We start from the raw sequence: 26745 nt of genomic DNA on the forward strand, positions 1-26745 counted from the left end.
GTCACCGCAGTGATGCCTCAGTTGACGTAGACCCGGGCGCCCGCGTCGGTGACCGGCGCGTACTTCGCCGTGAAGTAGCCGTTGGCGAAGCACAGCGACGAGCCGGAGGTCTTGGTGAACTGCTGGTTCGCGAAGGTGATGCTGCTGTCGGCGTTGTCGGCCTTCCCGGTCAGACCGGCCCCCTGGTAGACGCAGGTGACGGTGCCGAGCAGGGTGCGCAGCTTGACCGTGGTCTGGACGACGCTGCCACTGGCGGGCTTGACGGTGAGGGTGCCGTCGGAGGTGACGGTCGCCGTGTAGGGCAGGTTGTCGACGGTGATGCCGCTGACGCCGAGGACCCCGGTGACGTTGCTGGTGCAGCTGCTGCTGTCGAAGGTGTGGGCGGTGACGGACTCGGTCGCCGTGCCGGGGGCGGCCGGATTGTCGGTGACCTTGGCGGTGAACTGGGAGCCCGTGCACTTGACTCCACTGGTGCCGGTCGCGCTGGAGTAGAACGTCGCGGAGGTGCCGGAGGCCAGGGGCGCGGTGAGGGTGTCGCCGACCGCGGCGGCGGTGCCGCCGGCGCTGCCGGTGGTGAGGACGGCGCCGGCTTCGGCGCCGGCCGAGGCGGGTCCGGCCGTGGCGAGGGCGAGCGCGGTGGCGGCGCCGGCGAGGGCGAGAAGTGCGCGCTTGTGCATGCGGGTGCCTCTTTCCTGAGTGGGGTGAGGAGGAGGTGATGTGGGGGGTGGCGACCATGGGGGCCGCCGCCGCGGGTCCGACGCGCCTTCTCCGTGCACGACGGATCCGCGACGGCGGCAGGCCGGGATCCGGCCGCGGGCCTCGCGGGAGCGCCTGCGGCCGGGCCGGGCACGACGCGGCCGGACGCGGGAAGGAAGGGAACCGCGTCCGAGTCGCGCCGACGTGCGGGGTGCGGTGAACCGGTGCGTGCGGCCACCGTGAGCGGTTGCTGTGAGCCGGTGTGAGCGGTTGCCGTGACACGGCCGGGAACGGGGCCGGTTCCGCCCGACGGATCCGGCGCCACGGATCCGCGAAACAGGGCAAGTTGTAGACCTGACCACGCGTCAACGTCAAGGTTCCGGACGTGAGTTGTGGCATGCGGGCACGGTCGCGCACACCCCACACGCTTTTTCCACAACTCCCTTGACCCTTCAATGTAACCGGCGGTAACTTCCTGAAAAGCTACCGCCGCGTAACGAGAAAGCCCTTGCAGCCGCCGGGAGTGCGGGGAGGTGTACGCGGCAGCCGCTGTCCGCGCCAGGACACCGCGCCACTGAAGCCCGATCCGCATTGATTCATGCCCATGGGAGCAGACATGGCCTCGTCCCCGGACGTCTCGTCCACCGGCAACACCCCCGGGAACCCGGGTAGCGGTTCACCGTCCGAAGCACCGAGCAGCGCCGGGGCCGGCGGCGAGAGGCGGGGGCGGGTCCGGGCGCGCCGGGCCGCGGTGATGGCGGTACCCGCCACCCTCGTCGCCGCCGGCCTCGCGGTCCTGACCGCCCAGGGCGCGCTGGGCGTGCAGTTCGCCGTCTCCGGTATGCCGTTCACGGTCACCGCGACGGAACTCAGGGGCACCGGGTTCGAGCAGTTCGGCGCGCTCGACAACATGGCCGAAGGCAGCCCGAACGCCGGGGACACCGGCGGTCAGGTGCTCGTCGTCACCTCCGCGATCAAGCACGCCACGCTCGACAAGCTGTGCCAGAGCGTCGACCTGGGCGGCACCAACCTGCTGATCACCGCGGGCAGCGGGGCGGACAAGGTCACCGCGACCGACCTGACCACGGACTCCACGGAACTGTCGGGCAACGCGGCGTTCGACAACATCGAGATCGGCAACGACGCGAGCACGCTGACCAAGGCCGGGGTGAAGGGACCGATCGGCGTCTTCAGCCAGCAGGCCGACACCGTGCGCATCGGCAACCTGCGCCAGACCAACTACGCGACGACCGCCGGAGTGTTCAAGCTGCCCGGTCTCAAGCTCCGCTTCAGCGACTCGGGCTGCTGATCGCCGTGCCGGACCGGCCACGTCAGGGAGCGAGGCGCGCCTTCCGCGGCTGGCGGGCCCGCCGGCCCTTCTGGGGCGGGCTGCTGCTCGCGCTGGGGGGCGGCGAGATCCTGCTCACCGAGAAGGCCTCGCTGAAGGTCGTGATGCACATCGGCATGCAGGGCCTGGCCGGCTACCTGCTGCCGACGCTCATGCTGCTGCTGGGCCTGCTGATCCTCTTCAATCCCGGCCAGCGGCTCTTCTACTCCATCACCGGCGTCCTGCTCTCGCTGGGGACCTGGCTCACCTCGAACCTCGGCGGCTTCCTCCTCGGTCTCCTGCTCGGCGTCACCGGCAGCTGCCTGGCCTTCGGCTGGCTGCCGGACCAGGAGCCGCGCGTCAGCCGCCGCAAGCGCCGCAGGCAGGCGAGGGCGGCGCGGGCGGCGGCTCCGGAGGGTGCGGGGACCACGGCGTGAAGGCACCCGTCACACGGACGGCGGGACGAACGTGGTGTGGGTGCCCCCGAGTTCGGGGGCACCCGCGTCAGGTCGTCCGCGGCCGCGCGGTCAGGCGAGGCCGGCGGACTTCAGCCAGGCCCTGGCGACGTCCAGCGGGTCCTTGTTCTGCCCCTGCACCTGGGTGTCCAGGTCCAGCAGCGTCGCGGTGTCCAGCTTGGCCGAGACCGCGTCGAGCGCGTCGGCGCCCTTCTGGTTCAGCGCGCCCTTGCGGACGAGCGGCTGGACGTTCTCGAAGCCGAAGAGGTTCTTCGGGTCCTTCAGGACGACGAACTTCTCCTTGGAGATGACCGGGTCGGTGGTGAAGATGTCCGCGACCTGCACGGCGTTCTTCTGCAGCGCGGTCCGGGTGAGCGGGCCGCCCGCGTCCAGCGCCTTGAAGGACTTGAACTCCAGGCCGTAGACGGACTTGAGGCCCACCAGACCCTGCTGCCGCGTCTGGAACTCCGGCGAGGCGCCGATGACCAGGTCCCCGGCGGCGTCCTTGAGGTCCGCGATGGACGAATCCCCGGTGAGGCCGTACTTCTTCGCGGTGTCCGCGCTGAGCGTGACGGAGTCCTTGGACTGCGCGGCCGCGGGCTTCAGCAGGGTCAGCCCGGAGTCCAGCTTCGCCTCGATGGCCGCCGTGGTGGCGTCGGCGGTCTTCGGGGCCGCCTTCTTGTCGAGGTAGGCCAGCAGCGCGCCGTTGTACTCGGGCAGGACCGAGATGGTGCCGTTCTTGATCATGCCGTAGGTGGTCTCGCGGCTGCCGATGTTCGGCTTGTACGTGACCTTGATGCCCTTGGCCTTGAGCGCCTCGCCGTAGATGTCGGCGAGCAGGGTGCTCTCGGGGAAGTTGTTGGATCCGACGACCACGCTGTCGCCGCTCGCCTGGCCGCCGTCCGACAGCGGGTTGTCGGCCTTGCCGTCGCTGGAGGAACAGCCCGCCAGCAGAGCCGTCGCCGCCGCGAGGGCGATCGCCGCCACGCCTCGGTTCCTCCGGATGGACCTGCTGATGTGGGTCGTTGAAGTCACCCGTCGATCCAATCCAGCCGGTTCTCGGTCAGTCAAGTGTTTCGGATCACCGGATCGGCGGATCGGCGGGTGGAGGAACGCCAGGCGCCCCCTCGCGAGCCGGGCAAGGGGGCCGGCGGGCGGCCTTCATCCGCTGCGGCGCACCCCCGGGGAGACGGCGAGCCGGGCCGCGGCCCAGAACACCACGAGGGTGGCGAGGGCGAGCCCGGCGACCAGGCCGGCGCCGCCCACGACCTTCTCGTAGTCGCGCTGGTAGAGGCCGTCGATGATGTACCGGCCGAGGCCGCCGAGGCTGACGTAGGCGGCGATGGTGGCGGTGGACACGATCTGGATGGCCGCCGTGCGCAGACCGCTGAGGACCAGCGGGAGCGCGACCGGCAGCTCCACCTGGAGCAGCACGCGTGACTCGGGCATGCCCATGCCGCGCGCGGCGTCCACCGGGGACGGGTCGACGGAGCGGACCGCCTCGTAGGTGGTGACCAGGATCGGCGGCACGGCGAGCACGACCAGCGGGATCATCACCGGCACCATGCCGAAGCCGATCCAGATGAACATCAGCACCAGCAGTCCGAAGCTGGGCAGCGCGCGGCCGGCGGTGGCGATCAGCGCGAGGGCGTTGCCGCCCCGCCCGTAGTGACCGGTGACGAGGCCGACGGGCAGGCCGACCGCGGCGGCGAACAGCAGTGCTTCCAGGGAGTACTTGACGTGCTCGGAGAGCCGGGTGGGGATGCCGTCGCGACCGTGCCAGTGCGAGCCGTCGCTGAAGAAGGCCTGGGCGAAGTGAAGGACGTTCACCGGGCGGCACCCTTCGTCGGCGGCATCCAGGGGGTGAGCAGGCGGCGGACGAGGACCAGCAGGGCGTCGGCGAGGACGCCCAGCACGGCGGTGGTGAGCACCGAGTTCACGGCCAGGGCCGGCCGGTTGTAGGTGGTGGCGGAGTAGAGCATGTTGCCGAGGGCGCCCTGGTTGCCGATGAGCATGCCGACGCTGACCAGGGAGAGGCTGGACACGGTGGCCACCCGGAGGCCGGCGATGATCGCGGGGACGGCGATGGGCAACTGCACCTGGAGGTAGCGGCGTACGGGCCCGAAGCCCATGGCCCGCGCGGCCGCCAGGGTGTCCTGCGGGACCGAGCGGACGCCGTCCACGATCGCCGGGACCAGCACCACCAGGCTGTAGATCGCGAGGGGCACCATCACCGTGGTCTCGCTCTGGCCGAAGTAGTCGATGAGGACGACGAAGAAGGCCAGCGAGGGGATGGAGTAGAGAACGGTGGTGAGGCCGAGGACGGGCGGGTAGACCCAGCGGAAGCGGACGCAGAGCTGGGCCACCGGCAGGGCGATCAGGAGGCCCGCCAGCACCGGGATCAGGCCTTCGCGCAGGTGCAGGCCGACGAGTCCGAGGTAGCCGTACTGCAGGTCGCTCGGGAGGTCGAAGAAGCCGTTCATCGCGCGGCCTTCACGGCGGAGTCCCGCGCCACCCGGGTGTGCGCGGCGCGGATCGCCTCGCCGATGACCTGCTGGGAGACGACGCCGACGACGCGGCCCTCACCGTCCACCGCGACGGCCCACCCGGTCGGCGAGAGCACGGCCCCGTCGAGCGCCGCGCGCAGCGAGTCCGTGGCGGGCGCGAACGGCCGTCCGTGGTCGAGGAGCCGGTCCCGGTCGACGGCTCCGGCGGTGAGCCCGTCCGGTTCGCTCCAGCCGAGCGGCCTGCCGTCGGAGTCGGTGACGAGGAGGTAGGGCGCGGCCTCCGCACGGGCGGCGAGGGTCGCGGCGTCCGCGTCGACGGACACGACGGGAGCGGTCTGCAGCTCCAGTGAGCCGGCGGAGAAGAAGGAGAGCCGCCGGATGCCCCGGTCGGCGCCGAGGAAGTCCTCGACGAAGGAGTCGGCGGGCGCGCTGAGCAGTTCGGCGGGCGGGGCGAACTGGGCGAGCCGGCCCCCGGTGCGCAGGACGGCGACCATGGTGCCGAGCTTGACGGCCTCGTCGATGTCGTGCGTGACGAAGACGATGGTCTTGCCCAGCTCGTCCTGGATGCGCAGGAGTTCGTCCTGGAGTCCTTTGCGGACGACGGGGTCGACGGCGGAGAACGGCTCGTCCATCAGCAGCACCGGCGGGTCGGCGGCGAGCGCGCGGGCCACGCCGACGCGCTGCTGCTGGCCGCCGGAGAGCTGGTACGGGTACCGCTTGGCCAGCGAGGTGTCCAGACCGACCCGTGCCATCAGCTCCGCGGCCCGGTCCCGCGCCTTCTGCTTGCTCCAGCCGAGCAGGCGGGGCACGGTGGCGATGTTGTCGAGGATGGTGCGGTGCTGGAAGAGCCCGGCGTTCTGGATGACGTAACCCATCGACCGGCGCAGGGTGTTGACCGGCTGCTGCCGGATGTCGCGGCCGTCGAGGAGGATGCTGCCCTCGCTGGGCTCCACCATCCGGTTGATCATCCGCAGGGTCGTCGTCTTGCCGCAGCCCGAGGGCCCGACGAGGACGGTGATCGCGCGGTCCGGTATGTCCAGCGACAACCGGTCGACCGCGACCGTGCCGTCCGGGTACCGCTTCGTGACTGAATCTATCCGAATCAAAACGCCGAAGCCCTTCGGTGTGGCAGACGTCCGCCCGCTTGCGGCCACGGTCGTCGACGCGCGGGCCGTTGCGGGCCGAGTCTAGACGGCGAGGGTCGCGGCGCCGGGACGGCACGGCACGGCACGGCACCGCACGGCACGGCACGGCACGGCACCGGGATGGCACGGGGTCGCCCGGTGCGGTCAGTCCTCGCCCGGTGCGGTCAGTCCTCGTCCGGGGTCAGGCGCAGGGAGACCGAGTTGATGCAGTACCGCTGGTCCGTCGGCGTCGGGTAGCCCTCGCCCTCGAAGACGTGCCCGAGGTGGGAGCCGCAGCGGGCGCAGCGCACCTCGGTGCGGACCATGCCGTGGGAACGGTCCTCGATCAGCTCCACCGCGTCGGTGTTCTTCGGGTCGTAGAAGGACGGCCAGCCGCAGTGCGACGCGAACTTGGTGCCCGAGGTGAACAGTTCGGCACCGCAGGCACGGCAGGAGTAGACGCCCTTGGTCCTGGTGTCCGTGTACTCACCGGTGAAGGCCGGCTCGGTGCCGGCCTGGCGCAGCACGGCGTACTCCGCCGGGGTCAGCTCCGCGCGCCACTGCTCGTCCGGCTTCTCGACCTCGTACGACATGGGTTCCAGCCCCTTCACTGCTGCTGCGACAGGCGGTCCAGGATCTTCGGGCCCAGGTCGGTCACGTCGCCCGCGCCCATGGTGAGAACGAGATCACCGGGCTTGGCCATTCCCGCGATCACCGCGGGGATCTCCGCCTTGTCGTGCACGGCGGTCACCTCGGCGCCGGCCGTGCGCGCGGCCTCGATGATCAGCTCGCTGGTGACGCCGGGAACCGGGTCCTCGCGGGCCGGGTAGATGTCGAGCACGACGGAGGCGTCGGCGAGCGCCAGCGACTGGCCCATCTCCTTGCCCAGTTCCTGGGTGCGGGAGAACAGGTGCGGCTGGAAGACGACGAGGATCCGCGCGTCGCCGGCGGCGGCCCGCATGGCCTCCAGGTCGGCGGTCATCTCGGTCGGGTGGTGGGCGTAGGAGTCGATCACCTGGACGCCCGCCGCCTCCCCCTTCAGCTGCAGCCTGCGCTTGACGCCGGTGTAGGCGGCGAGCGCGGGGGCCAGTCCGTCGGCCGGGATGCCGAGGGCGGCGCCGGCGGCGAGCGCGGCGACGGCGTTCAGGGCGTAGTGCCGCCCGGGCACGGACACCGTGAAGGACAGCTCCTGCCCGTCCAGCACCGCGGTGACCCGGCTCTTGAGCCCCTGCGGGACGATCGACAGGACGCGCACGTCGGCGTCGGCCGCCTCGCCGTAGGTCACGGTCCTGACGGACCCGGCGAGGCGCCGGGTCAGCTCGCGCGCCCCGTCGTGGTCGGCGGAGATCACCAGGGTGCCGCCGGGGACGATCTTCCCGGCGAAGGTCTCGAAGGACTCGTAGATCTCGTCCATCGAGGCGTAGTTGGCGTGGTGGTCCAGCTCGACGTTGAGGACGATGGCGACCTCGGGCGCGTACTTGTGGAAGCTGCGGTCCGATTCGTCGGCCTCGGCGACGAAGACGTCGCCGTCGCCGTGCAACGCGTTGGAGCCGGGCGCGTCCAGGTCGCCGCCGATGGCGTACGACGGCCGCAGTCCGAGCTCGGTCAGGGAGACCGCCAGCATGGAGGTGGTGGTGGTCTTGCCGTGGGTGCCGGCCACGGCGATCGGGCGCAGCCCCGTCATCAGCGCGGCGAGCGCGTCGGAGCGGTGGACCACCGGGATGCCCAGCGCGGCGGCGCGGGCGAGCTCGGGGTTGTCCTCGCGGATGGCCGACGACACGACGACACAGCTCGCGTCGTCGGCGAGGTGCTCGGCGGCGTGCCCGATGTGCACCGTCACGCCGAGCGCCCGCAGCGCCTCGGCGGTCGCGGACTCCCTGGCGTCGCTGCCGGCGACCTTCGCCCCGCGCTGGGCGAGGATCTTGGCGATCCCCGACATGCCGGCGCCGCCGATGCCGATGAAGTGCGGTCGGTCCATGGCGGTAGGAATGCCGGGTGCCATGCGTTTCTCCCCAGAGACGGTACGTGCCAGAGCGTCCCTAGCCTATGCGCTCGGGTGGCAGGCCCTTCGCAGCCCCGACGGCGCTCACGCCTTGCTGTGCGAGAACAGCTTGAGCACGGGCACCCCCACCTTGTGCCGGGCCCGGGAGGCCCAGTCCCGGTGGAAGAACTCCTCCACGTAGTGGGGATCCGTCAGCACGATCACCTCGTCGGCGGACACCTCGGCCACCAGGCCCTTCAGCGCGTCCAGCGGATGGTCCTCGACCAGCCGGCCCTGTGCCGCGCTCCCCGCCGAGCGGAGGGCCTGCAACGACACGTCGAGGGCCCGCTCGCCGACGCTCCGGGCCTCCTCGCCCTCAGGTGTCCCGCCCTCGCGGACCGCCTCGTCGAGTTCGCCGAGCGCGATGTCGTCGATGGCCCGCAGCAGGCGGTCCGCCTGGTCGCCACGCGGCTGGAGCAGCACGTGGAAGGTCACCGGTTCCTCTCCGTGCAAGGTCGTGACGAACTCCACGTCGGCGGACGTCAAGGCCTTCTCGATCATCAGAACGCTTGTGAACACCGAACGCCTCTTCTCCTCCGTGGGCCCTGGCAGGGCCTCTGCGGAAACCATCCTTCCCCGTGATCGCACGGGTACTGCCGGACCAAGTCTGCCTGCGGAAACCAGGACGGAACGGCACATTCCCCTAATGTCACGGACGGCGGTAGCGGCTGAACAGGAATCCGTCCTCCTCCAGCAGGGACGCCAGCTCGAAGCGGTGCGGCACGGCGACCGACGGCCCTCCGGCGATCCGCTGCGCGTTCCCCGCGGTGAGGGTGGGCGAGACCGTCAGGCACAGCTCGTCCAGCACCTCGGCGGCGATCAGCTGGCCGAGCAGCCGGGGGCCGCCCTCGGTGAGCAGCCGGGTGTGCCCGAGGCCCGCGAGGGCGGCCACCGCGCGCGCGGGCTCGACGCCCATGCCCTCGCCGGCGATCACGACTCGGGCGCCGGCCTTCTCGGCGGCGGCGATCCGCTCGGGGGCCGCGGCGGCGCCGGTCAGGATGAGCGTGGGGACCAGGGGCGAGGTGAACAGGGGAAGGGAGAAGTCCAGCTCCAGGCCGGCGGTGACGACGGCGATCGCGGGCGCCGGGCCCTGGCCGGCGGCCTTGCGGGCGCCCGCGAACTCGGCCCGCGCCTTCGCGGGCCGGTACCCCTCCTGCCGCACCGTCTCCGCGCCCACCACGACGACGTCGGCGAGCGCGCGCAGCGTGCCGAAGATCCGCATGTCGGCGGCGCTGGAGATGGGCTGTGAGTGCCCGTCGTGCTGGGCGGCCCCGTCGAGGGAGGAGACCATGTTGGCCCGCAGCCACGGCCGCGGGGCGCCCGGCTCCGGCACGGGGTAGGCGTAGGCGGCGGCCAGCTCGGCGAGGCTCCACTCGCGACCGCCTCCGGGAGCCGCGGCCCCCGGGGACCCGTCCGCGGCGGGAGCTGCTGTTTCGTCGGTCACAGGGAACAGGCGTCGCATGTCGTGCAGTGTGACACGGCGCTTAGCATGGGTAACCGTGTCGTCCTCCACCTCCGCCCCCGGATCCGGTCCCCTGACCGACGCGGGCCCCGTGTCCCTGTGCGCCCGCGAGCCGCACGTCCCCGCCGACCGGCTGGTCGCCGAGATGGTGCCGCCGCCGCGCTTCGACTCGGTCCGCTTCGCCACCTACCTCCCGGACCCGAACCAGCCCAGCCAGAGCGAGGCCGTGCGGGTGCTGGAGGGCTTCGCCGCCGGGCTCGGCGGGGCGCACGCCGTCGGCGGCGGCAAGCGGGGCTTCCTCGGGTTCGGCCGGGCGAAGGCCCCGAAGACCCCGGCCGGCCCGCGCGGCGTCTACCTCGACGGCGGCTACGGCGTCGGCAAGACCCACCTGCTCGCCTCCCTGTGGCACGCCACCCCGGCCGAGCCCGCGCTCAAGGCGTTCGGCACCTTCGTGGAGCTGACCAACCTGGTCGGCGCGCTCGGCTTCCAGCAGACGGTGCGGACGCTGAGCGGCCACCGTCTGCTGTGCATCGACGAGTTCGAGCTGGACGACCCCGGTGACACCGTGCTCGTCTCCACGCTGCTCGGCAAGCTGGTCGAGGCGGGCGTGGCGCTCGCCGCCACCTCCAACACCCTGCCCGGCAAGCTCGGCGAGGGCCGGTTCGCCGCCGCCGACTTCCTGCGCGAGATCCAGGGGCTGTCGGCCCACTTCCGCGCCCTGCGCATCGACGGCGAGGACTACCGTCACCGCGGTCTGCCCGAGGCGCCGGCGCCGTTCACCGACGAGGAGGTGACCAAGGCGGCGTACGCCACCGAGGGGGCCTCGCTGGACGACTTCCCGCACCTGCTGGAGCACCTGGCCAAGGTGCACCCGAGCCGGTACGGCGCGCTGACCGACGGGCTGCGGGCGGTGTGCCTCACGGGCGTGCGGCCGGTACCGGACCAGTCGACGGCGCTGCGGCTGGTGGTGCTGGCCGACCGGCTCTACGACCGCGAGGTCCCGGTGCTGGCCTCGGGGCTGCCGTTCGACAGGCTGTTCAGCGAGGAGATGCTGAACGGCGGCTACCGCAAGAAGTACTTCCGCGCGATATCCCGGCTCACCGCGCTGGCCCGCGACGCGAAGGGCCTCGTCGGCTCCTGACCGGCGCCCGTTACGCGACCGGGCCCCACTGGGCAAGGGCGAGTTCCCGCCACGCCACCCGCGTTTTTCACGCTCTCTCGCGCATGTAATGCACAGTTGACCCCGCAAAGGCCGTTGCGGGGTTAACGTGTTTCTTGACCAGCCATTGACCAAGGCTTGGCGTGCACTAGAGATGCGAACGCGGCGAAGGGGGGCGCATGTTCCGCGGTACGACGCCCCGGACGCTGCTCGGCCTCCTCGCCGTCGCGCTGCTCGCGCTGCAGCTCTTCACTCCCACGGGAACCTTCGCACCCGCACATACAATCGGTCAGGCACTGGCCAAGGCCGAGCCCGGAATCACCCCCTCCGCCGCCCAGCCGGCGCGTGAGCGAGCGGAGGTGTTCCGCGCTCCGGGCCGTTCGGGTGAGCCCGTGCACGTACCGCACGTGCGCGACCGGCAGCGCGGTTCGGCCTCCGGCTGGGCGCAGGAGCACCCCCTCATACCCGGCCGGGCGGCCGCGGCGGCCTCGTCGCACACCGCCGGCGCCCCGCGGCACCAGGTCCCGGCTGCCCCCAGAGCCCACGCCCCGGCAGCGCTCCAGGTCTTCCGCTGTTGAGGAGCGGGCCGTTCGCCCTCCTCCCTCACCCCCACAACCGTTGTTCAGACCCGACGCGCCGGTGCGGCGCGCCAGGAGGACCACATACATGCAGCCCCTCATCGACAACGCCCGTACCTTCGGACAGCGCCCTGAGGAGTTCGCCAAGCTCGCCGAAGGCCAGTCCCCGCAGGTCCTGTTCATCACCTGCTCCGACTCCCGGGTCGTTCCGGCCCTGATCACGGGCGCCCGCCCCGGCGAGCTGTTCGAGCTGCGCACCGCGGGGAACATCGTCCCGCCCCACACCTCACAGCACCCCACCGGTGAGGCCGCCACCATCGAGTACGCCGTGGAGGTGCTCGGCGTCCGCGACATCGTCGTCTGCGGTCACTCGCACTGCGGCGCCGTCGGCGCGCTGGTGCGCGGCGACGACCTGACCGCCGTGCCCGCCGTGCGCGACTGGCTGGCGCACGCCACCCCGCGCCCGGCGGGCGCGGCCGAGGACCCGGAGGTCGCCGAGGGCGTCCAGAGCCATGTCCTGACCCAGCTGCTGCGGCTCCGCTCGTACCCGTGCGTCGGGCGGAAGCTGGCGGAGGGCCGGCTGGCGCTGCACGCCTGGTACTACGAGGTGCACACCGGCGCCGTACGGACGCACCGCCCGCAGACCGACACCTTCGAGTCCCTGTGAGCGCGCCGATGACCAGCAAGCGCACCCTCATATCCCGCTTCCCCCATCTCAGGCAGGACTTCGCCGCCTCCCTGGTGGTCTTCCTGGTCGCGCTGCCGCTGTGCGTGGGCGTGGCCGTCGCCTCCGGGGTCCCGGCCGAACTCGGCCTGGTCACCGGCATCGTGGGCGGCATCGTCACCGGGCTGATGCGCGGCAGCAGCCTCCAGGTGTCGGGCCCGGCGGCCGGCATGACCGTGCTCGTCTTCGAGGCGGTCGAGGAGTTCGGCCTGCCGGTGCTCGGCGCGATCGTGCTCGTCACCGGACTGCTCCAGGTGACCATGGGCATGCTGCGGCTGGGCCGCTACTTCCGCGCCATATCCGTCTCCGTGGTGGAAGGCATGCTGGCCGGAATCGGACTGGTCCTCATCGCGGGCCAGCTGTATCCGGCGCTGGCGGCGAAGGCGCCCGGCTCCGGCCTCGGGAAGATCACCGGTCTGCCCGGGGCCGCCCTGGACGCCCTCGGCACCACGAAGGCCCTGGCCTCGCTCGGCATCTGCGCCGGCACCGTCGCGGTGCTCCTGCTGTGGAAGCACGCCCCGGCGAGGCTGCGCACGGTGCCCGGTCCGCTCGCCGCCGTCGGTCTCGCCATGCTCGCGGCGTTCGCGCTGAACCTGCCCGTGCGCACCGTCGAGGTGCACGGCCTGCTGGGCTCGGTGCAGCCGCCGCCGCTGAGCGCCTTCGGTGAACTGGCCGGCCTCGGCGCCCTCGGCACCGTCGCCGCGTTCACGCTCATCGCGTCCGCCGAGTCACTGTTCAGCGCGGCGGCGGTGGACCGGCTGCACTCCGGGCCGCGCACCGAGTACGACCGGGAACTCGTCGCCCAGGGCGCCGGCAACACGGTGTGCGGGCTGCTGGGCGCGCTGCCGATGACCGCGGTGATCGTGCGCAGCGCGGCCAACGTCCAGGCGGGCGCCCGGACGAAGGCCTCCCGCGTCCTGCACGGCGTGTGGCTGCTGCTGTTCGCCGCCCTGCTGCCCGGCGCGCTCGCGTACATCCCCGTCCCGGCGCTCGCCGGCATCCTCATCTATTCCGGCGCCAAGCTGGTGCCGGTCCGGGCGCTGGCGGCGCTGTGGCGCGAGAACCGCGGAGAGGCGCTGATCCTGTCCGTCACCGCCGTCTCCATCGTGGCGGTCAGCATGTTCGAGGGCGTTTTGATCGGCCTGGCGCTGGCGGTGGTCAAGACGGCGTGGGAGGCCTCGCACATCAGGCTGGAGGTCGTCGACAAGGGCGCGGGCCCTGTCGAGGCGCACCTGTCGGGCAACGCGACCTTCCTGCGGCTGCCGAAGATCCTCGACATCCTGGAGTCCCTCCCCCAGGACCGCCCGGTCCGCCTCGACCTCTCCGGCCTGCACCACCTCGACCACGCCTGCCGCACGGCCCTGCGGAACTGGGCCGCGCGGCACAGCGCGGCGGGCACGGAACCGGTGGAGGTCACGGCGGCCTGACGAGCGCCTCCGGCGGTGCGGGTGTGCCAGGGGCGCGGGGGGCGCGACCCCCTGGCACACCCGCCGCCCCAGGACCATGGCCCAAACCCCGGCCCAGGCATATCGTTACAGCAAGGGACGAAACAGGCCTCTGTGTGAGGAGGTCATCATGCTCCAGCAAGTGCTGGGCGCCGTCGTCGTGGTGTGCTGCCTGGGCCTCGTGTACTTCGCGATGGCCGCCAAGGTGGTCAAGCAGTACGAGCGAGGCGTCCTGTTCCGGCTCGGCCGGCTCGCGGGTGACACCCGGGCCCCGGGCCTGACTCTGGTCATCCCCTTCGTGGACCGCCTGCACAAGGTCAACATGCAGATCGTCACCCTGCCGATCCCGGCCCAGGAGGGCATCACCCGCGACAACGTCACCGTCCGCGTGGACGCGGTCGTCTACTTCCGGGTCGTCGACGCGGCGAGCGCGCTGGTGAAGGTGGAGGACTACAAGTTCGCGGTCTCGCAGATGGCCCAGACCTCGCTGCGGTCGATCATCGGCAAGAGCGACCTGGACGACCTGCTCTCCAACCGGGAGAAGCTCAACCAGGGCCTGGAGCTGATGATCGACAGCCCGGCCGTCGGCTGGGGTGTCCAGGTCGACCGGGTGGAGATCAAGGACGTCTCCCTGCCGGACGCCATGAAGCGGTCCATGGCCCGCCAGGCGGAGGCCGACCGGGAGCGCCGGGCCCGGATCATCAACGCCGACGCCGAACTGCAGGCCTCCAGGAAGCTCGCCGAGGCCGCCCAGCAGATGTCGGACACCCCGGCCGCGCTCCAACTGCGGCTGCTGCAGACGGTGATGGCGGTGTCCGCGGAGAAGAACTCCACGCTGGTGCTGCCCATCCCGGTGGAACTGCTGCGCTTCCTGGAGCGGGGCGGCGGAACGGCCGGCCCGGACGGCGACGCGGGGCAGCGGGGGGCCGCCGCCCTCGCGGAGCAGCCCGCGCCGAACGGCGACGGCACCGCTTCGCACGGCTGACGGGCCGCGGGCGCCCGCCCGTGACGGTGGGCGCCCGTCCTCCGGGACGGTGGGTGGCGCGAGCGGGCGGGCGCGGCGCACCATCGAGGGACCGGTCCGGACGGCAGAGGGGTGCCCGTGGCGAAGAAGAGCGGCGAAGATCTCCGGGAGACGCTCCGCCTCCCGCTCGGCGAGCGGATCGAACTGGCCGCGTACGACGCCCGGGCCACGCCCGGATTCGCCGACGGCAAGCAGGCGGCTCTCACGGACACCGCCCGGATGGGCGGCCGCCTGGCCGGGCTGCAGGAACGGCTGTGGGCGGCGGGCACCGCGGGCGACCGGCGCCGGGTGCTGCTGGTGCTGCAGGGCATGGACACCAGCGGCAAGGGCGGCACGGTCAAGCACGTCATCGGCCAGTTCAACCCCGCCGGCTGCCGCATCCAGGCCTTCAAGGCGCCCAGCGAGGAGGAACGCGCGCACGACTTCCTGTGGCGGGTGCGCCGCGCGCTGCCCGGGCCCGGCGAGATCGGCATCTTCGACCGCTCGCACTACGAGGACGTCCTCATCGCCCGTGTCCGCCACCTCGCCCCGCCCGCCGAGATCGGCAGCCGCTACGGCCTGATCAACGACTTCGAGCGGGAGCTGGCCGAGGACGGCGTGACCCTCGTCAAGTGCTTCCTGCACATCTCCCACGACGAGCAGAAGCGCCGTCTGCTGCGCCGCCTGGACCGCCCCGACAAGCACTGGAAGTTCGACCCGACCGACATCGCGGAGCGCGCCCTGTGGCCCGCCTACCAGGAGGCGTACGAGCTGGCGCTGGAGCACTGCGCCGCCGCGCACGCGCCCTGGTACCTGGTGCCGGCGGACCGCAAGTGGTACCGCAACTGGGCGATCAGCCGGCTGCTGCTGGAGCACCTGACGGCCCTCGGCCCGCGGTACCCGAAGGGCGCCTTCGACGTGGCGGCGTGCCGGGAGCAGTTGCTGAGGCAGGCGTGAGCCGGCCGGCCGCGGGGAGGCCCGGCCGCCGCGCGGGTGACCATGACGACGCGCCGCAGTCATATCACCACATAAGCGCACATCCAGCTCTACGTTCGTACGGTGATCCCATCAGTTCGTCGTCTCACCGTCGTCTGCGCCCTGGCCGCGGCCCTCGCCGCCTGCGGTACCGCGGGCGCCCCGGGCGCCGACCGCCCGGCCAGGTCCACCGTCCCCGCCTCGCCGTCCTCCTCGCGTCCGCCCCTGCTCGCCCCGGGGCCGAGCGGTCTGACCCCGGTCTTCGAACACGGCCCGCGCACCCTGGGCAAGACCGTCGCGCTGACCTTCGACGCCGACATGACCGCCGACCAGGGGCCCCGGGCGGCCGCCGGGGAGCACTTCGACAATCCGGACCTGATCGGCGCGCTGCGCGCGCTGAAGGTGCCGGCCACCATCTTCATGACCGGCCGGTGGGCCGAGCAGTACCCGGTCGAGGCCCGCAGCCTCGGCCACGACCCGCAGTTCGAGGTCGCCAACCACTCCTGGAGCCACTACGCCTTCACCGACGACTGCTACGGCCTGCCGACCGTCGGGGCGGACGGCATGCGGACCGACGTCGAGCGGGCCTTCGCCTCGCTGCGCAAGGCGGGCGTGCCGAAACCGCTGCCCTACTTCCGGTTCCCCGGCGGCTGTTACGACCAGCGGGCGCTGCGCGCGCTCAGCGGACTGGGGGTGACCGCGGTGCAGTGGGACGTGGTGAGCGGTGACGCCTTCGCCACGGACGCCGACGCGGTGACCCGGCAGGTGCTGGACGGGGTGAAGCCCGGCTCGGTGGTCGTCATGCACTGCACCCGCAGCGCCGCCCCGACGACCGAGCAGGTGGTCCGCGCGGTCGTACCGGAGCTGCGCCACCGCGGGTACCGGTTCGTGAAGGTCTCCCAGCTGATCGGCGAGACCGCCGGCCACCGCTGACGTCCTACGCTGGACGTATGAGCGACGAGGACTACTGCACGATCGCCGCGACGGTCAGACCGGCCGAGGCCGACGGCCCGCCGTACGCGGAGTGCGTGCTGTGCCGGGAGCCGACGGAGTACCCGGAGTCGTACAGGGGCATCACGCTCTGCCCGGTGTGCGAGTGGCAGGAGGCGCAGCGCACCGCCTGCTCCGGGTGAGCGGCCGTTCGGGGCGAGCGCCCTTCAGGGGGTGCGGCGGGCGGTGAGCCGGGCGGCCGCCGCGAAGGCCCCTGCCGTGAGCAGGGCCGCCCCGGCCAGTGGCAGCAGCGGTACCGGCACCCGGCCGGTCTGCGAACCGGTGACCAGGCCGTCGACCGCGGCTTGCGCCGGGGAGCCCGTGGCCACCACCGACAGCAGGGCGCCCAGCAGCATCGCGGGGACGGCGCGGCCGGTGGAGCGCAGCAGCGGCCGGTTGGTGAGCGCGCCGACCGCCGTGCCGAGCAGCGCGCAGGCGAGCGTGGCCGGCAGCCCGGCCGCGGCGGCCCTGAGCGGGGCCACATGGATCCGGTGGCCGTTGCTCGCCGGATCGCTGATCAGGGTCACGACGGCGGTCGCCGTCACGGCGAGCAGCACCGAGGCGATCAGCGCGGTCAGCAGACAGGCGAGGTGCGCCCGGACGGGACCGCGCGCGGCGGCGACACAGGCGCGGGCCGCGGGCGGCTCGGCCGTGACACAGACGCGCACCAGCCAGGCGGCCACCGGCAGCAGGGCGGCGGCCGTGTAGCCGAGCGAGTCGAGGACCGGCTGGCCGCTCTGCACGCCGACCGCCAGGAAGGCGGCGTAGAGGATCACCGGCGGCAGCCAGCGCTGGGAGCGCAGGAGCAGGTCGGCCTGGTAGCGCAGGAGTGCGTTCATGGGCGGGTCCCGGGGTCGGGGTGCGGGGCCGCGGCGGACTCGACGCCCGCCACGTGCCAGGGCGGGACGGCCGTGAGCAGGGCGCGCAGCAGGACGTCGGAGTGCGAGGCGCGGACGGTGAGGCGGTGGGTGCCGGGGGCGGTCTCCTCGGCGGAGGAGACGATCCGCGCCGCGTCGGCCGGCAGCCGCCCGCCGGGCGGGCCCTGCGCGGTGACCAGGGTGAGCGGGCCGGCCGCGGGACGCACGCCGTCGGCACACCGTTCGAGGCCGCCGTCGAGCACCGCGTAGGTCACGTCCGGCGCCCCGGCCAGCCGGCGCGGATCGTGGTCCACGAAGACCACGGCGCCCCCGGCGGCGGTGCGTTCGGCCACCGCCCGCTCCAGCTCGTCACGTGCGCCGGCGTCGAGACCGGTCCACGCCTCGTCCAGCACCAGCAGCTCCGGCTCGCCGATGAGGGCCTGGGCGACGGCGACCTTCTGGCTGCTGCCCTTGGACAGCCGCTCCATCGGCGTACCGCCGTACGCGCCCGCGCCGAACCGCTCCAGCCAGGTGTCCGCGGCGCGGGCGGCGGACGCGCGGGACAGGCCGTGGACGGTGCCGAGGTGGGTCAGGTAGCCGACGGCCGTGAAGGGCAGGGCGGAGGGGAACCGCTCCGGCACGTAGGCCGTGCGGGGCCGGCCGGTGACACGGCCCTCGGTGGGGGCGTCGAGCCGGGCGAGGAGCCGGAGCAGGGTGGACTTGCCGGTGCCGTTCGCTCCTTCCACCCGCACCAGGGTGCCGGGGGCGACGGCGAGGTCGACGCCGCGCAGCACCCACGGCCCGCGGATGCCGTAGCGGCGGCCCACGGCGGTCAGGCGCAGCTCAGGTTGCATGGCAGGCGTTCCCTCCGCCGACGTGCCGGACTCGTTCCGGCCCCCTTCGGTCGATCGGCAAGACGGCCGGCGCGGCCTGCGGGTTGCGCGCGGCCGCCGGAATCCCCCGGCGAGGTGGCGGGCCCGTTGATCGGCACGCCGGCGGCTTCGTAGGGTGGGCTGTCGTGAGCCATGTTCCAGCCCCCGGTGACAGTCCCTTCCGGTCCGAGCGCACGCCTCGCGACGAGGCCCCGCAGTTCGTGCTGCCCCTCGTGGTGCGGATCGAGCGGAGCGCGCCGCCCGCCCGCACCGACGCGCTGGAGACGGCCGCCCGCGCCGTGCTCCTCCTGCTCGGCGACGAACGGGCCCGCGGCGCGGGCGAATGGGCCGAGGCCGTGCGGAACTGGGAGGACGCCCGGATCCGCAAGGTCGTCCGCAGGGCACGGGGCGCCGAGTGGCGCCGCGCCGAGGCGCTGCCCGGGATCACGGTGACCGGCAAGTCCGCCGAGGTCCGGGTCTTCCCGCCGGTCCCGCTGGACGGCTGGCCCCGGGACCTGGCGAAGCTCCAGGTGTCGGGCACCGAGCTGGACGACCCGGAGCCGCCCGCCGCGGCGGACCCGGCGCTGCCCGTGCTGTGGCTGAACCCGGAGCTGGAGATGTCGGCCGGCAAGGCGATGGCCCAGGCCGGGCACGGCGCCCAGCTGGCCTGGTGGGCGCTGCCCGGCGCCGAGCGCACGGCCTGGCGCGACGCCGGGCTCGCGCTCTCCGTGCGCACGGCCGCGCCCGCCGACTGGCACCGGCTGACCACCGCCGGGCTGCCGCTCGTGCGCGACGCGGGCTTCACGGAGATCGCGCCGGGCTCCTGCACGGTCGTCGCGGAGCACCCGGCGCTGCGCTGAAGGGCGCGCGGCACCGGATGCCGCCCCGCCGCACGCGGGCCAACCTCAAATATTGCTCTGAACGCGGCGCGGAGGGGGTTCGGGTCGGGTCGCCGGGGCCATACCCCCGTCACCCGGCACACGAGCACGGGCCGAGGAGGGGGGAGCGCCATGCGGCGACTGGGCACGGGGATCGGCTGGCGGCCGGAGATCGCGGACGCCGTGGAGCGCATGCCCGGCATCGACTGGGTGGAGGCCGTGGCGGAGAACGTCTGCCCCGGCCACCTCCCCGAGTCGCTGCTCCGGCTGCGCGAGCGCGGCGTGACGGTCGTCCCGCACGGTGTCTCCCTGGGGCTCGGCGGCGCGGACCGCCCCGACGAGGGCCGGCTGTCGGCGCTCGCCGAGCGGGCGGAGGCGCTGGGCGCACCCCTGGTCACCGAGCACATCGCGTTCGTCCGGGCGGGCGGCGCGCTCACCGCCTCCCCGCCGCTGGAGGCCGGGCACCTGCTGCCCGTGCCGCGCACCCGGGACGCGCTGGACGTGCTGTGCGAGAACGTCCGCATCGCCCAGGAGTCGCTGCCGGTGCCGCTGGCCCTGGAGAACATCGCCGCGCTGTTCTCCTGGCCGGGTGAGGAGCTGACCGAGGGGCAGTTCCTGTCCGAGCTGGTCGAGCGGACCGGCGTACGCCTGCTCATCGATGTGGCCAACCTCCACACCAATCACGTCAACCGGGGCGAGGACCCGGCCCAGGCGCTGGCCACGCTGCCGCTGGAGGCGATCGCCTACGTCCACGTGGCCGGCGGCTACGAGCGCGACGGGGTCTGGCACGACAGCCACGCGCACCCCGTACCGCCGTCGGTGCTGGCCCTGCTGACCGACCTCGCCTGCCGGACGGCACCGCCCGGCGTCCTGCTGGAACGGGACGAGGACTTCCCGGAACCGGCCGAACTGGAGGCGGAACTGGGCGCGATCCGGGATGCGGTGCGGGCGGGACGAGCGCGGGCGGACGCGGGTACGGGGGGTACGGCCGCCGGGGGCGCGGGGGACGGGGCCGTTGCGGTGCCGGCGCGGCCCACGGCCGGCGTCCTCGCCCGGGGAACGGCCCTGGGGGAGGCATCGGAGAAGACCTCGGAGAAGACCGTGGAGAAGGCCTCTGGGAAGACCGCGGAGAAGGCACCGGAGAGGGCATCGGAGAAGACCCGGGAGAGCGCCCCGGAGGCGGCCCGTGAGCGGCTCGGGGTCGCCCAGGCCGCCGTGCTCTCCTGCCTGGTGGCGGGCACGCCGGTGCCCGAGGGGTTCGACCGGGCGCGGCTGGGCGTCCAGGCGCGGGCGCTCGCGGCGAAGCGGGCCGGCGTGGTGGCCAGGGTGGCGCCCGAACTGCCGGTGATCCTGGGCGCGTGGTACCGGCCGGCGTTCCTGGAGTACGCGCGGGAACGGCCGATGACCGGCGGCTACCGGCGCGACGCCCTGGACTTCGCCGGACACCTGCTGCGGGCGGGGCGGCCGGCGGACGCGCGGGCACGCGGCGCCCTGCGGGAGTGGTGGCTGGACCGCGCCGGCCCCGCGCCGAGGTCCCACGGGCCGGCGGCGCGGGCGGCCCGGGCGGCGCGGAGGGTGCTGCTGCGCAGGACGTGAGGGGGGCGGCCCGGGGGCGACGGCCGGGCGGGGGCCACTGCGGCGTACCGGCCTGAGCCCCCGCAGTAAAATGCCAAGCCGCACCGACCCACCCCCCAAGCAACCCCGGCGCGCGGTGCCGTACAGGAGGCCCCATGCGACCGCGACCCCCGATCAAGGGCCGAGGCGTGTTCAGTGGCACCGGGCTCATCATCGCCGGTCTGGCGGCGACGACCGCGGCGCTGCTCTTCCCGCTCTGGTCGTACGCCGGCCGGCAGGACGCCGTGAGCGCGAACGTGCTGAGCGCGCAGACCGTGACCACCCCGTACGGCCCGCTGTCCGCACAGGACCGCGACTTCGTCACGAAGGTGCGGCTCGCGGGGCTGTGGGAGCTGCCCGCCGGTGAGCTGGCCGAGCGCAGGGGGACCACGCCGGCCGTCCGCACCGCGGGACAGCACCTCGTCGACGGGCACACCTCCCTCGACGCGCACGCGCGGACCGTCGCCACCCAGCTCGGCGTGCCCCTGCCCAATCAGCCCAACGCGCAGCAGAAACAGTGGCTGGCCGCTCTGGACGCGGCACGGGGGCAGGACTTCGACCGCCGGTTCGCGGGCATCCTGCGACTGGCGCACGGCCGGGTGTTCTCCCTGGTGGCCCAGGTCCGGGCGGGCACCCAGAACTCCCTCGTCCGCGACCTCGCCGACGACGCCAACACCACCGTCCTGGACCACATCAAGATCCTGGAGGCGACGGGGTACGTCGACTTCGCCACGCTGTCCCGGGAACTGGCGGCCTCGGCCACCCCCGTGCCCTCACCGCCGGTGGTCGACCCGGGCTCCGCGGTCCCGGTGACCCCCTCGCCGGACGAGACGTACGCCCTGCCGCCCGCGACCACGAGTGCGCCGCCGCGGTCGAGCGGCCCCTGACCCGCACGGGAAACGGAGCGTCACATTCCGGTGACCCTCCGTCCGAATGGTGAACAGGGCATGGCCCTCCGGCGGGTCCCCGGCATAGAAACTCGTCATGTTCTGGGTCCTTCTGCTGCTCCTGGCCTGGGTGTTCGCCGGTACCGCGTGCACTCGGCTGTGCCTTGCCGCCGCACACGCGGCGACCGCGGACACCGGGGGCGCGGACGCACACGCGGCCGCCCGGGAGCACGGTCTGACGCTGTACGAGGCGGCCTTCCTGTCCGGCGGCCCGGACCGGGTCGCCGAGCTGACCCTGGTGGCCATGGCCCGGCAGCGGCGGCTGCTGCTCGCGCACACCGGCTGGGCCACCGTGGTGGATCCACGGGGGCGGGACGAGATGGAGCGGTCCGTCATAGGGGCGATCGGACCGGAGGGCCAGTCCCGGATCATCCCGGTGCGGGCGCGGGCGGCCGGCGCCGAGGCCGTTCGCCGGCTGGCCGACGGCCTGGTGCGGGCGGGCCTCGCGCTGCCCGACGGCGCCGCGTCGGCCGTGGGTACCGCCGTGCGCCAGGTGCGGGCCGCCGCACTGGCCGCCGCCGCGCTGGGCGTCACCGCCCTGCTGCTGCCCGTTCCGACGGCGACGCCGCGGCTGCTGATCGGGCTGTGGTTCGCGCTGCCGATCACCCTGTCGCTGAGCTGCCTGGCCCTCGCCCGCTTCGAGGTCCACCCATACGCACGCTGGGCCTCTCCGGCCGGGCAGCGGCTGCTCGGCGCGTTCGCCGGCGGGACGGCGGGCGACGAGCGGGCATTCCTCACGGAGGTGGCCCTCCGCGGCGTCCGCGCCATCGCCGAACCGGACCTGCGCGCGGCCTTCACCCACCGCGACCGGCCCTGAGGAGGCCGAGGGCGGACGGCGCCCGGTCCGGACGCGAGCGCGCCAGGGGGCGCACAGGGGGCATTGGCGCCGACACCGGCGGGTGGTGCTTGCCTTCGCCGGCGGGCGAACGAAACATCCCTTCTGTGGTCGCCGGGCCGTGGCAGTCGTGCCATCGCCGCCGCGCAGCGAAAGGGACACACGATGAGAGCTGCCGCCCTGTACTCGGCCGCCGGAGCCCTGCTCGTCGCCACTGTGGCCGCGTCCCCCGCGGGCGGCACGTCCGCGGCCGGTCCCGGGAGGCCCGGCGCGCCCGGCACCGCCGAGCTGCGCGGCACCGCGGTGGCCGTGGCCCGCGCCCGGGCGGCCGGTGTCGCGTTCGGGGCGTGCTCCGCCGCCGACGTGCCACAGGCGCCGAGCCGCCTCAGGTGCGGCACGGTGAGGGTCCCGCTGGACTACGCCCATCCCGACGGCAAGCAGATCGCGCTGACCGTCAGCCGGGTCCGGGCCACTCAGAAGGACCCGCACAACAGCAAGCTGAGAGTCCCGCGACAGGGGCCCCTCGTCTACAACCCGGGCGGCCCCGGCGCCTCGGGCATGTACTTCCCGCTGATCGGCACGACCCCGAAGTGGCAGCGGCTCGCCGCCGCCTACGACCTGATCGGCTACGCCCCGCGTGGAGTCGGCCGTTCGGCGCCGCTGTCCTGCGTGGACCCCAAGCGGTACTTCAAGGCGCCGAGCGCGTCGCCGGCGCACCCGTCGGAGGCGTTCAAACGGCAGCGCATCGCCCAGGCCAAGGCGTACGCGCGCGGCTGTGCCCAGCGGTCGGGCGGCCGGCTGCGCCACTACACCTCTCTCAACAACGCCCGTGACCTCGACGTCCTGCGCGCCGCGCTGGGCGAGAACCGGCTGACGTTCGTGGGGGCGTCGTACGGCAGTTACTTCGGCGCGCTGTACGCGGCGATGTTCCCCTCGCACGTGCGGCGCCTGGTGCTCGACGCCGCGGTGAACCCTGCCCCGGAGAGGATCTGGTACCGCAGCAACCTCGACCAGTCGGCGGCCTTCGAGGACCGCTGGGCGGACGTCCGCGACTGGATCGCGCGCCACGACGGCGTGTACGGGCTCGGTGACACCCCCGCCGGGGTGCAGCGCTCCTACGACGCCGCGCGGGAGCGGCTGGCCCGGAAGGCGGCGGGCGGGAAGGTCGGGCCCGGCCAGCTGCAGAACGCGTTCCTGACGGCCGCGTACTACGACGACTTCTGGCCGAGCCGGGCCGCGGCCCTGTCGGCCTATCTGCACGGCGACCCCGCGCCGCTGGTCCGGCTGGCGGCCCCGATGCCGGACACGGCCGCGCGGGCGGAGAACTCCGGCGCGGTCTACACGGCCGTCGAGTGCAACGACGCGCCCTGGCCGACGGACTGGAAGGTGTGGGACCGCGACAACACCCGGCTGGCCCGGGTGGCACCGTTCGAGACCTGGGAGAACGCGTGGATGAACCTGCCGTGCGCCTACTGGCCGGCGCCCCGGCAGCGGCCGCTGGACGTGCGCACCGGGCCGGGTGACCTGCCGCCGGTGCTCATCCTGGCGGCCGAGCGGGACGCCGCCGCACCGTACCCGGGCGCGGTGGAGATGAACCGGCGGCTGGCGGGGTCGGTGCTGGTGACCGAGCGGGACGCGGGCACGCACGGCATCGCGGGCGGCCCCAACCGCTGCGTCAACGCGCACTTCGAGGCGTACCTGCTGCAGGGCCGGGTACCGGCGCGGCACACGTCCTGCGCACCGCGCCAGGAACCAAAGCCGGACACCCAGGCCGGTCCCGCCCCGGGGCGGTCCGCGCGGGACGCCCTGAAGGGCAAGGCCGACCGTCCCTGAACCGGCCGGGCCCGGCGACCCGTCCCCGTCGGGCCGGCCCGGCGACCGCTCCCCGTCGGACCGCGGACCGGCTCCCGTGGTCAGGCCAGGCCGGCGACCAGATCCGCGATGTCCTTGCGGCGGCCCGTGAAGAAGGGCACCTCCTCGCGGACGTGCATGCGGGCCTCGGATGCGCGCAGGTGGCGCATGAGGTCGACGATGCGGTACAGCTCGTCGGCCTCGAAGGCCAGGAGCCACTCGTAGTCGCCGAGGGAGAACGAGGCGACCGTGTTGGCGCGCACGTCCGGGTAGCCGCGGGCCATCTTGCCGTGGTCGGCGAGCATGCGGCGGCGGTCCTCGTCGGGCAGCAGGTACCAGTCGTAGGAGCGCACGAAGGGGTAGACGCTCACGTAGTCGCGGGGCGTCTCGTCGGCGAGGAACGCCGGGATGTGCGAGCGGTTGAACTCGGCCGGCCGGTGCAGCGCCATGTTCGACCAGACCGGCTCCAGGACGCGGCCCAGCCGGGTGCGGCGGAAGAGGTTGTACGCCTCCTGCAGCTGGTCGCTGGTCTCCGCGTGCCACCAGATCATGAGGTCGGCGTCGGCGCGCAGTCCGGAGAGGTCGTAGGTGCCGCGGATCGTCACGTCCTTGGCGGCGAGCTGGTCGAACAGCTCCTGGACCTCGTCGGCGTAACCCGCGCGGTCCTCCGGCAGCACGTCCTTGAGCCTGAAGACCGACCAGAGGGTGTAGCGGATGACCTCGTTGAGGTCCTTGGCCAGCTTGCCCTTGTTCGGGATCCTGCCGGACTCGGTGGTGGGGGCGTCGTCACTCATGTTCCTATTCTCCCGCTCCGCCGTGCAGGCTCTGCACCGGGTGGGCGGTCAGCTCCCGGACGCCGGTGAGGTCACCGGCCAGCTGGTCCACGGCCGCGTGGGCGCTCGCGATGCACGCCGGGATGCCCACGCCGTCGTACTGCGCGCCGCACACCGCGAGCCCCGGCAGCTTGGCGACGTGGTCGCGGATCCGGGCCACGCGCGCGTGGTGGCCCACCGGGTACTGCGGCAGGCCGTCGGTCCAGCGGGTCACGCGGGTCTCCAGGGGCTCGGCGTCCAGGCCGGTGGCCTCGCGCAGATCGTGCCGGGAGACCTCCACGAGGCCGGCGTCGTCCCGCTGGAGGACCGCGGTCTCGCCGTGGCGGCCCACGGACGTGCGCAGCACCACCACCTCGGGGTCCTGCTCGGCGATCCAGCCCCACTTCTGGGAGGCGAAGGTGGACGCCTTGATCGTGTGGCCGTCGACCGGCGGCACCAGGAAGCCGCTGCCCGCCGGGAGGTCCAGGCCGGCGCGCCGGTAGGCGAGGGTGACCAGGGCCATCGAGGCGTACTCGACGGCGGCCAGCTCGGCGGCGGCCTCCGGTGACTCGGCGCGCAGCAGGCCGGCCGCGGCGGGGGCCGGTACGGCGACGATCACGGCGTCGGCCGGCAGCACCCGGTCCCCGGCCGTGATCCGCCAGCCGCCGCCGGCCTCGCGGCGCAGCCCGGTGGCCGGCGTACCGGTGAGGATCTCGCCTCCGCGAGCCCGCACGGCGTCGGCGACCGCGAGCGGGAGTGCGCCCACGCCGCCCTCGACGCCCGTGAAGACCGGGCCGGTCTGCGGGGCCGCCGCCGCCTTCGCCTGGATGTCGCGGACCGCCTCCGTCAGGGAGCGGTGCGTGCGCGCCGCCCGGAACAGCTGCGGGACGGCCGAGCGCAGCGAGATGCGGTAGGCGTCGCCGGCGTAGACCCCGCCGAGCAGGGGTTCGACCAGGCGGTCGACGACCTCGCGGCCGAGCCGGGCCGCCACGTACTCCCCTACGGCCACGTCCTCGCCGACCTCGGTGCGGGGCAGGGCGGCGTCGCGCTCGACGCGGGCCAGGCCCTCGTCGGACAGGACGCCGGAGAGCGCGGCGGCGGTGCCGGGCACGCCCATCACGTGCCCCTTGGGCATGGGCCGCAGCGCGCCCCGGGTCCACAGCGAGGCGGTCGCGGTGGCCGGCGGCTGGAGCCGGTCGGCGAGGCCCACCGCGCGCGCGAGGGTCACGGCCTCGGGGCGACGGGCGAGCATCGACTCGGCGCCCAGGTCGACCCGGACGCCCGCGATCTCACCGGGCAGCAGCTTGCCGCCGACCCGCCCGGCGGCCTCCAGTACGGTCACGCGCGTGCCGCCCTCCAGCAGCCGGTGGGCGGCGGCCAGCCCGGCGATACCGGCTCCGATGACGACGACATGCCCCGTACGCGTACCCGTTGCGCTCATGTCCCCCACTCTCTCAAACCCCGCCCGCGCTCCCGCCAGGGCCACTGGTCCCGCCGTTCCTACCGGCCCCGGCGTCCGGCGCGCAGCCGGACCGTGACCTCTTCGCAACCGCGCCGCGCCAACGTCCCGGCGGCCTCCGCCGTCGTAGGAGC

Annotated in this window: 28 protein-coding genes; 15 read left to right on the plus strand and 13 right to left on the minus strand. The window is 73.7% G+C overall.

The features are described 5' to 3' along the window. Positions 1–17: 17 nt before the first annotated feature. Positions 18–677 (minus strand): Tat pathway signal sequence domain protein, encoded by a 660-nt coding sequence (locus IE177_RS23070; protein ID WP_190017289.1) that lies wholly within the window; start codon positions 675–677, stop codon positions 18–20. 635 nt (positions 678–1312) lie between these two features. On the opposite strand from IE177_RS23070, the gene IE177_RS23075 reads away from it, so the two are divergent. Both IE177_RS23075 and IE177_RS23080 read left to right on the plus strand, forming a co-directional pair. Next, positions 1313–2005, plus strand: coding sequence for a DUF6230 family protein (locus IE177_RS23075; protein ID WP_190017290.1), 693 nt, complete (start codon positions 1313–1315; stop codon positions 2003–2005). Positions 2006–2010: 5 nt separating this feature from the next. After that, positions 2011–2460, plus strand: coding sequence for a DUF6114 domain-containing protein (locus tag IE177_RS23080; RefSeq protein WP_229816227.1), 450 nt, complete (start codon positions 2011–2013; stop codon positions 2458–2460). A 90-nt stretch (positions 2461–2550) separates the two neighbouring features. Here the strand turns inward: IE177_RS23080 and IE177_RS23085 are convergent, their stop codons facing one another. The 8 genes from IE177_RS23085 to IE177_RS23120 all read right to left on the minus strand — a co-directional run bounded on the left by IE177_RS23085 (position 2551) and on the right by IE177_RS23120 (position 9612). Continuing rightward, positions 2551–3513: an ABC transporter substrate-binding protein gene (locus IE177_RS23085; RefSeq protein WP_190017291.1), complete on the minus strand. Its 963-nt coding sequence runs from the start codon at positions 3511–3513 to the stop codon at positions 2551–2553. A 126-nt stretch (positions 3514–3639) separates the two neighbouring features. Next, positions 3640–4308, minus strand: coding sequence for an ABC transporter permease (locus IE177_RS23090; protein ID WP_190017292.1), 669 nt, complete (start codon positions 4306–4308; stop codon positions 3640–3642). Then, complete coding sequence (locus IE177_RS23095; RefSeq protein ID WP_190017293.1) at positions 4305–4961, minus strand: ABC transporter permease; 657 nt, start codon at positions 4959–4961, stop codon at positions 4305–4307. The genes IE177_RS23090 and IE177_RS23095 overlap by 4 nt, the downstream gene beginning before the upstream one ends. Further along, positions 4958–6091: an ABC transporter ATP-binding protein gene (locus IE177_RS23100; RefSeq protein WP_190017294.1), complete on the minus strand. Its 1134-nt coding sequence runs from the start codon at positions 6089–6091 to the stop codon at positions 4958–4960. The genes IE177_RS23095 and IE177_RS23100 overlap by 4 nt, the downstream gene beginning before the upstream one ends. Before the next feature lie 203 nt (positions 6092–6294). Further along, positions 6295–6702 (minus strand): peptide-methionine (R)-S-oxide reductase MsrB, encoded by a 408-nt coding sequence (gene msrB / locus IE177_RS23105; protein WP_190017295.1) that lies wholly within the window; start codon positions 6700–6702, stop codon positions 6295–6297. Between the two features lie 14 nt (positions 6703–6716). After that, positions 6717–8111, minus strand: a complete 1395-nt coding sequence (murC, locus tag IE177_RS23110; RefSeq protein WP_190017296.1) for a UDP-N-acetylmuramate--L-alanine ligase — start codon at positions 8109–8111, stop codon at positions 6717–6719. Between the two features lie 84 nt (positions 8112–8195). Next, the gene (locus IE177_RS23115) at positions 8196–8669 is read right to left on the minus strand and encodes an indole-3-glycerol phosphate synthase (RefSeq protein ID WP_190017297.1); all 474 of its coding nucleotides are present in this window, start codon (positions 8667–8669) and stop codon (positions 8196–8198) included. Positions 8670–8799: 130 nt separating this feature from the next. Then, entirely contained in the window at positions 8800–9612 is an 813-nt protein-coding gene (locus IE177_RS23120; RefSeq protein ID WP_190017298.1) for a pyrimidine reductase family protein, read from the minus strand. Between the two features lie 37 nt (positions 9613–9649). On the opposite strand from IE177_RS23120, the gene zapE reads away from it, so the two are divergent. The 8 genes from zapE to IE177_RS23155 all read left to right on the plus strand — a co-directional run bounded on the left by zapE (position 9650) and on the right by IE177_RS23155 (position 16629). After that, positions 9650–10753 carry a cell division protein ZapE gene (zapE, locus tag IE177_RS23125; protein WP_190017299.1) on the plus strand — a complete coding sequence of 368 codons (1104 nt, stop codon included), beginning with the start codon at positions 9650–9652 and terminating at the stop codon, positions 10751–10753. A 410-nt stretch (positions 10754–11163) separates the two neighbouring features. Then, positions 11164–11349 (plus strand): hypothetical protein, encoded by a 186-nt coding sequence (locus IE177_RS35195; RefSeq protein WP_229816228.1) that lies wholly within the window; start codon positions 11164–11166, stop codon positions 11347–11349. Positions 11350–11437: 88 nt separating this feature from the next. Next, positions 11438–12016 (plus strand): carbonic anhydrase, encoded by a 579-nt coding sequence (locus IE177_RS23130; RefSeq protein WP_190017300.1) that lies wholly within the window; start codon positions 11438–11440, stop codon positions 12014–12016. A gap of 8 nt (positions 12017–12024) precedes the next feature. Then, positions 12025–13500 (plus strand): SulP family inorganic anion transporter, encoded by a 1476-nt coding sequence (locus IE177_RS23135; RefSeq protein WP_190017301.1) that lies wholly within the window; start codon positions 12025–12027, stop codon positions 13498–13500. Positions 13501–13648: 148 nt separating this feature from the next. Beyond that, on the plus strand, positions 13649–14503 hold the full coding sequence (locus IE177_RS23140) for a slipin family protein (protein WP_229816229.1): 855 nt from the start codon (positions 13649–13651) through the stop codon (positions 14501–14503). A gap of 117 nt (positions 14504–14620) precedes the next feature. Beyond that, positions 14621–15478, plus strand: coding sequence for a PPK2 family polyphosphate kinase (locus IE177_RS23145; protein ID WP_190017302.1), 858 nt, complete (start codon positions 14621–14623; stop codon positions 15476–15478). 102 nt (positions 15479–15580) lie between these two features. Beyond that, entirely contained in the window at positions 15581–16429 is an 849-nt protein-coding gene (locus IE177_RS23150) for a polysaccharide deacetylase family protein (protein ID WP_190017303.1), read from the plus strand. A gap of 17 nt (positions 16430–16446) precedes the next feature. Continuing rightward, a complete protein-coding gene (locus tag IE177_RS23155; RefSeq protein ID WP_190017304.1) occupies positions 16447–16629 on the plus strand; it encodes a hypothetical protein in 183 nt (60 codons plus the stop codon). A 24-nt stretch (positions 16630–16653) separates the two neighbouring features. On the opposite strand, the gene IE177_RS23160 is transcribed toward IE177_RS23155, so the two are convergent. Together IE177_RS23160 and IE177_RS23165 are read right to left on the minus strand one after the other, a co-directional pair. Next, on the minus strand, positions 16654–17325 hold the full coding sequence (locus IE177_RS23160) for an ABC transporter (protein WP_190017305.1): 672 nt from the start codon (positions 17323–17325) through the stop codon (positions 16654–16656). Next, complete coding sequence (locus IE177_RS23165; protein ID WP_190017306.1) at positions 17322–18197, minus strand: ABC transporter ATP-binding protein; 876 nt, start codon at positions 18195–18197, stop codon at positions 17322–17324. The genes IE177_RS23160 and IE177_RS23165 overlap by 4 nt, the downstream gene beginning before the upstream one ends. A gap of 164 nt (positions 18198–18361) precedes the next feature. On the opposite strand from IE177_RS23165, the gene IE177_RS23170 reads away from it, so the two are divergent. The 5 genes from IE177_RS23170 to IE177_RS23190 all read left to right on the plus strand — a co-directional run bounded on the left by IE177_RS23170 (position 18362) and on the right by IE177_RS23190 (position 24322). Next, positions 18362–19075 (plus strand): peptidyl-tRNA hydrolase, encoded by a 714-nt coding sequence (locus tag IE177_RS23170; protein ID WP_190017307.1) that lies wholly within the window; start codon positions 18362–18364, stop codon positions 19073–19075. 150 nt (positions 19076–19225) lie between these two features. Next, entirely contained in the window at positions 19226–20689 is a 1464-nt protein-coding gene (locus tag IE177_RS23175) for an MbnB/TglH/ChrH family RiPP precursor modification enzyme (protein ID WP_190017308.1), read from the plus strand. Positions 20690–20823: 134 nt separating this feature from the next. After that, positions 20824–21594 carry a DUF4142 domain-containing protein gene (locus tag IE177_RS23180; protein WP_190017309.1) on the plus strand — a complete coding sequence of 257 codons (771 nt, stop codon included), beginning with the start codon at positions 20824–20826 and terminating at the stop codon, positions 21592–21594. Positions 21595–21691: 97 nt separating this feature from the next. After that, the gene (locus IE177_RS23185) at positions 21692–22471 is read left to right on the plus strand and encodes a TIGR04222 domain-containing membrane protein (RefSeq protein WP_190017310.1); all 780 of its coding nucleotides are present in this window, start codon (positions 21692–21694) and stop codon (positions 22469–22471) included. A 183-nt stretch (positions 22472–22654) separates the two neighbouring features. Then, positions 22655–24322: an alpha/beta hydrolase gene (locus IE177_RS23190; protein ID WP_190017311.1), complete on the plus strand. Its 1668-nt coding sequence runs from the start codon at positions 22655–22657 to the stop codon at positions 24320–24322. A gap of 80 nt (positions 24323–24402) precedes the next feature. On the opposite strand, the gene hemQ is transcribed toward IE177_RS23190, so the two are convergent. Continuing rightward, positions 24403–25134: a hydrogen peroxide-dependent heme synthase gene (gene hemQ / locus IE177_RS23195; protein ID WP_190017312.1), complete on the minus strand. Its 732-nt coding sequence runs from the start codon at positions 25132–25134 to the stop codon at positions 24403–24405. 4 nt (positions 25135–25138) lie between these two features. Beyond that, complete coding sequence (gene hemG / locus IE177_RS23200) at positions 25139–26593, minus strand: protoporphyrinogen oxidase (RefSeq protein ID WP_190017313.1); 1455 nt, start codon at positions 26591–26593, stop codon at positions 25139–25141. Between the last annotated feature and the right edge of the window lie 152 nt (positions 26594–26745).

The organism is Streptomyces lucensis JCM 4490 (assembly GCF_014650035.1).
Classification (GTDB): Bacteria; Actinomycetota; Actinomycetes; order Streptomycetales; family Streptomycetaceae; genus Streptomyces; species Streptomyces lucensis.

Excerpts from the sequence above, each read along its gene's own strand:
- IE177_RS23130 (WP_190017300.1), top strand. The coding sequence starts at position 11,438 with ATGCAGCCCCTCATCGACAACGCCCGTACCTTCGGACAGCGCCCTGAG.
- murC (WP_190017296.1), bottom strand. The coding sequence starts at position 8,111 with ATGGCACCCGGCATTCCTACCGCCATGGACCGACCGCACTTCATCGGC.
- IE177_RS23120 (WP_190017298.1), bottom strand. The coding sequence starts at position 9,612 with ATGCGACGCCTGTTCCCTGTGACCGACGAAACAGCAGCTCCCGCCGCG.
- IE177_RS23070 (WP_190017289.1), bottom strand. The coding sequence starts at position 677 with ATGCACAAGCGCGCACTTCTCGCCCTCGCCGGCGCCGCCACCGCGCTC.
- IE177_RS23135 (WP_190017301.1), top strand. The coding sequence starts at position 12,025 with ATGACCAGCAAGCGCACCCTCATATCCCGCTTCCCCCATCTCAGGCAG.
- hemQ (WP_190017312.1), bottom strand. The coding sequence starts at position 25,134 with ATGAGTGACGACGCCCCCACCACCGAGTCCGGCAGGATCCCGAACAAG.
- IE177_RS23185 (WP_190017310.1), top strand. The coding sequence starts at position 21,692 with ATGTTCTGGGTCCTTCTGCTGCTCCTGGCCTGGGTGTTCGCCGGTACC.
- IE177_RS23180 (WP_190017309.1), top strand. The coding sequence starts at position 20,824 with ATGCGACCGCGACCCCCGATCAAGGGCCGAGGCGTGTTCAGTGGCACC.
- msrB (WP_190017295.1), bottom strand. The coding sequence starts at position 6,702 with ATGTCGTACGAGGTCGAGAAGCCGGACGAGCAGTGGCGCGCGGAGCTG.
- IE177_RS23155 (WP_190017304.1), top strand. The coding sequence starts at position 16,447 with ATGAGCGACGAGGACTACTGCACGATCGCCGCGACGGTCAGACCGGCC.
- IE177_RS23160 (WP_190017305.1), bottom strand. The coding sequence starts at position 17,325 with ATGAACGCACTCCTGCGCTACCAGGCCGACCTGCTCCTGCGCTCCCAG.
- IE177_RS23140 (WP_229816229.1), top strand. The coding sequence starts at position 13,649 with ATGCTCCAGCAAGTGCTGGGCGCCGTCGTCGTGGTGTGCTGCCTGGGC.
- IE177_RS23190 (WP_190017311.1), top strand. The coding sequence starts at position 22,655 with ATGAGAGCTGCCGCCCTGTACTCGGCCGCCGGAGCCCTGCTCGTCGCC.
- IE177_RS23095 (WP_190017293.1), bottom strand. The coding sequence starts at position 4,961 with ATGAACGGCTTCTTCGACCTCCCGAGCGACCTGCAGTACGGCTACCTC.
- hemG (WP_190017313.1), bottom strand. The coding sequence starts at position 26,593 with ATGAGCGCAACGGGTACGCGTACGGGGCATGTCGTCGTCATCGGAGCC.
- IE177_RS23075 (WP_190017290.1), top strand. The coding sequence starts at position 1,313 with ATGGCCTCGTCCCCGGACGTCTCGTCCACCGGCAACACCCCCGGGAAC.
- IE177_RS23165 (WP_190017306.1), bottom strand. The coding sequence starts at position 18,197 with ATGCAACCTGAGCTGCGCCTGACCGCCGTGGGCCGCCGCTACGGCATC.
- IE177_RS23175 (WP_190017308.1), top strand. The coding sequence starts at position 19,226 with ATGCGGCGACTGGGCACGGGGATCGGCTGGCGGCCGGAGATCGCGGAC.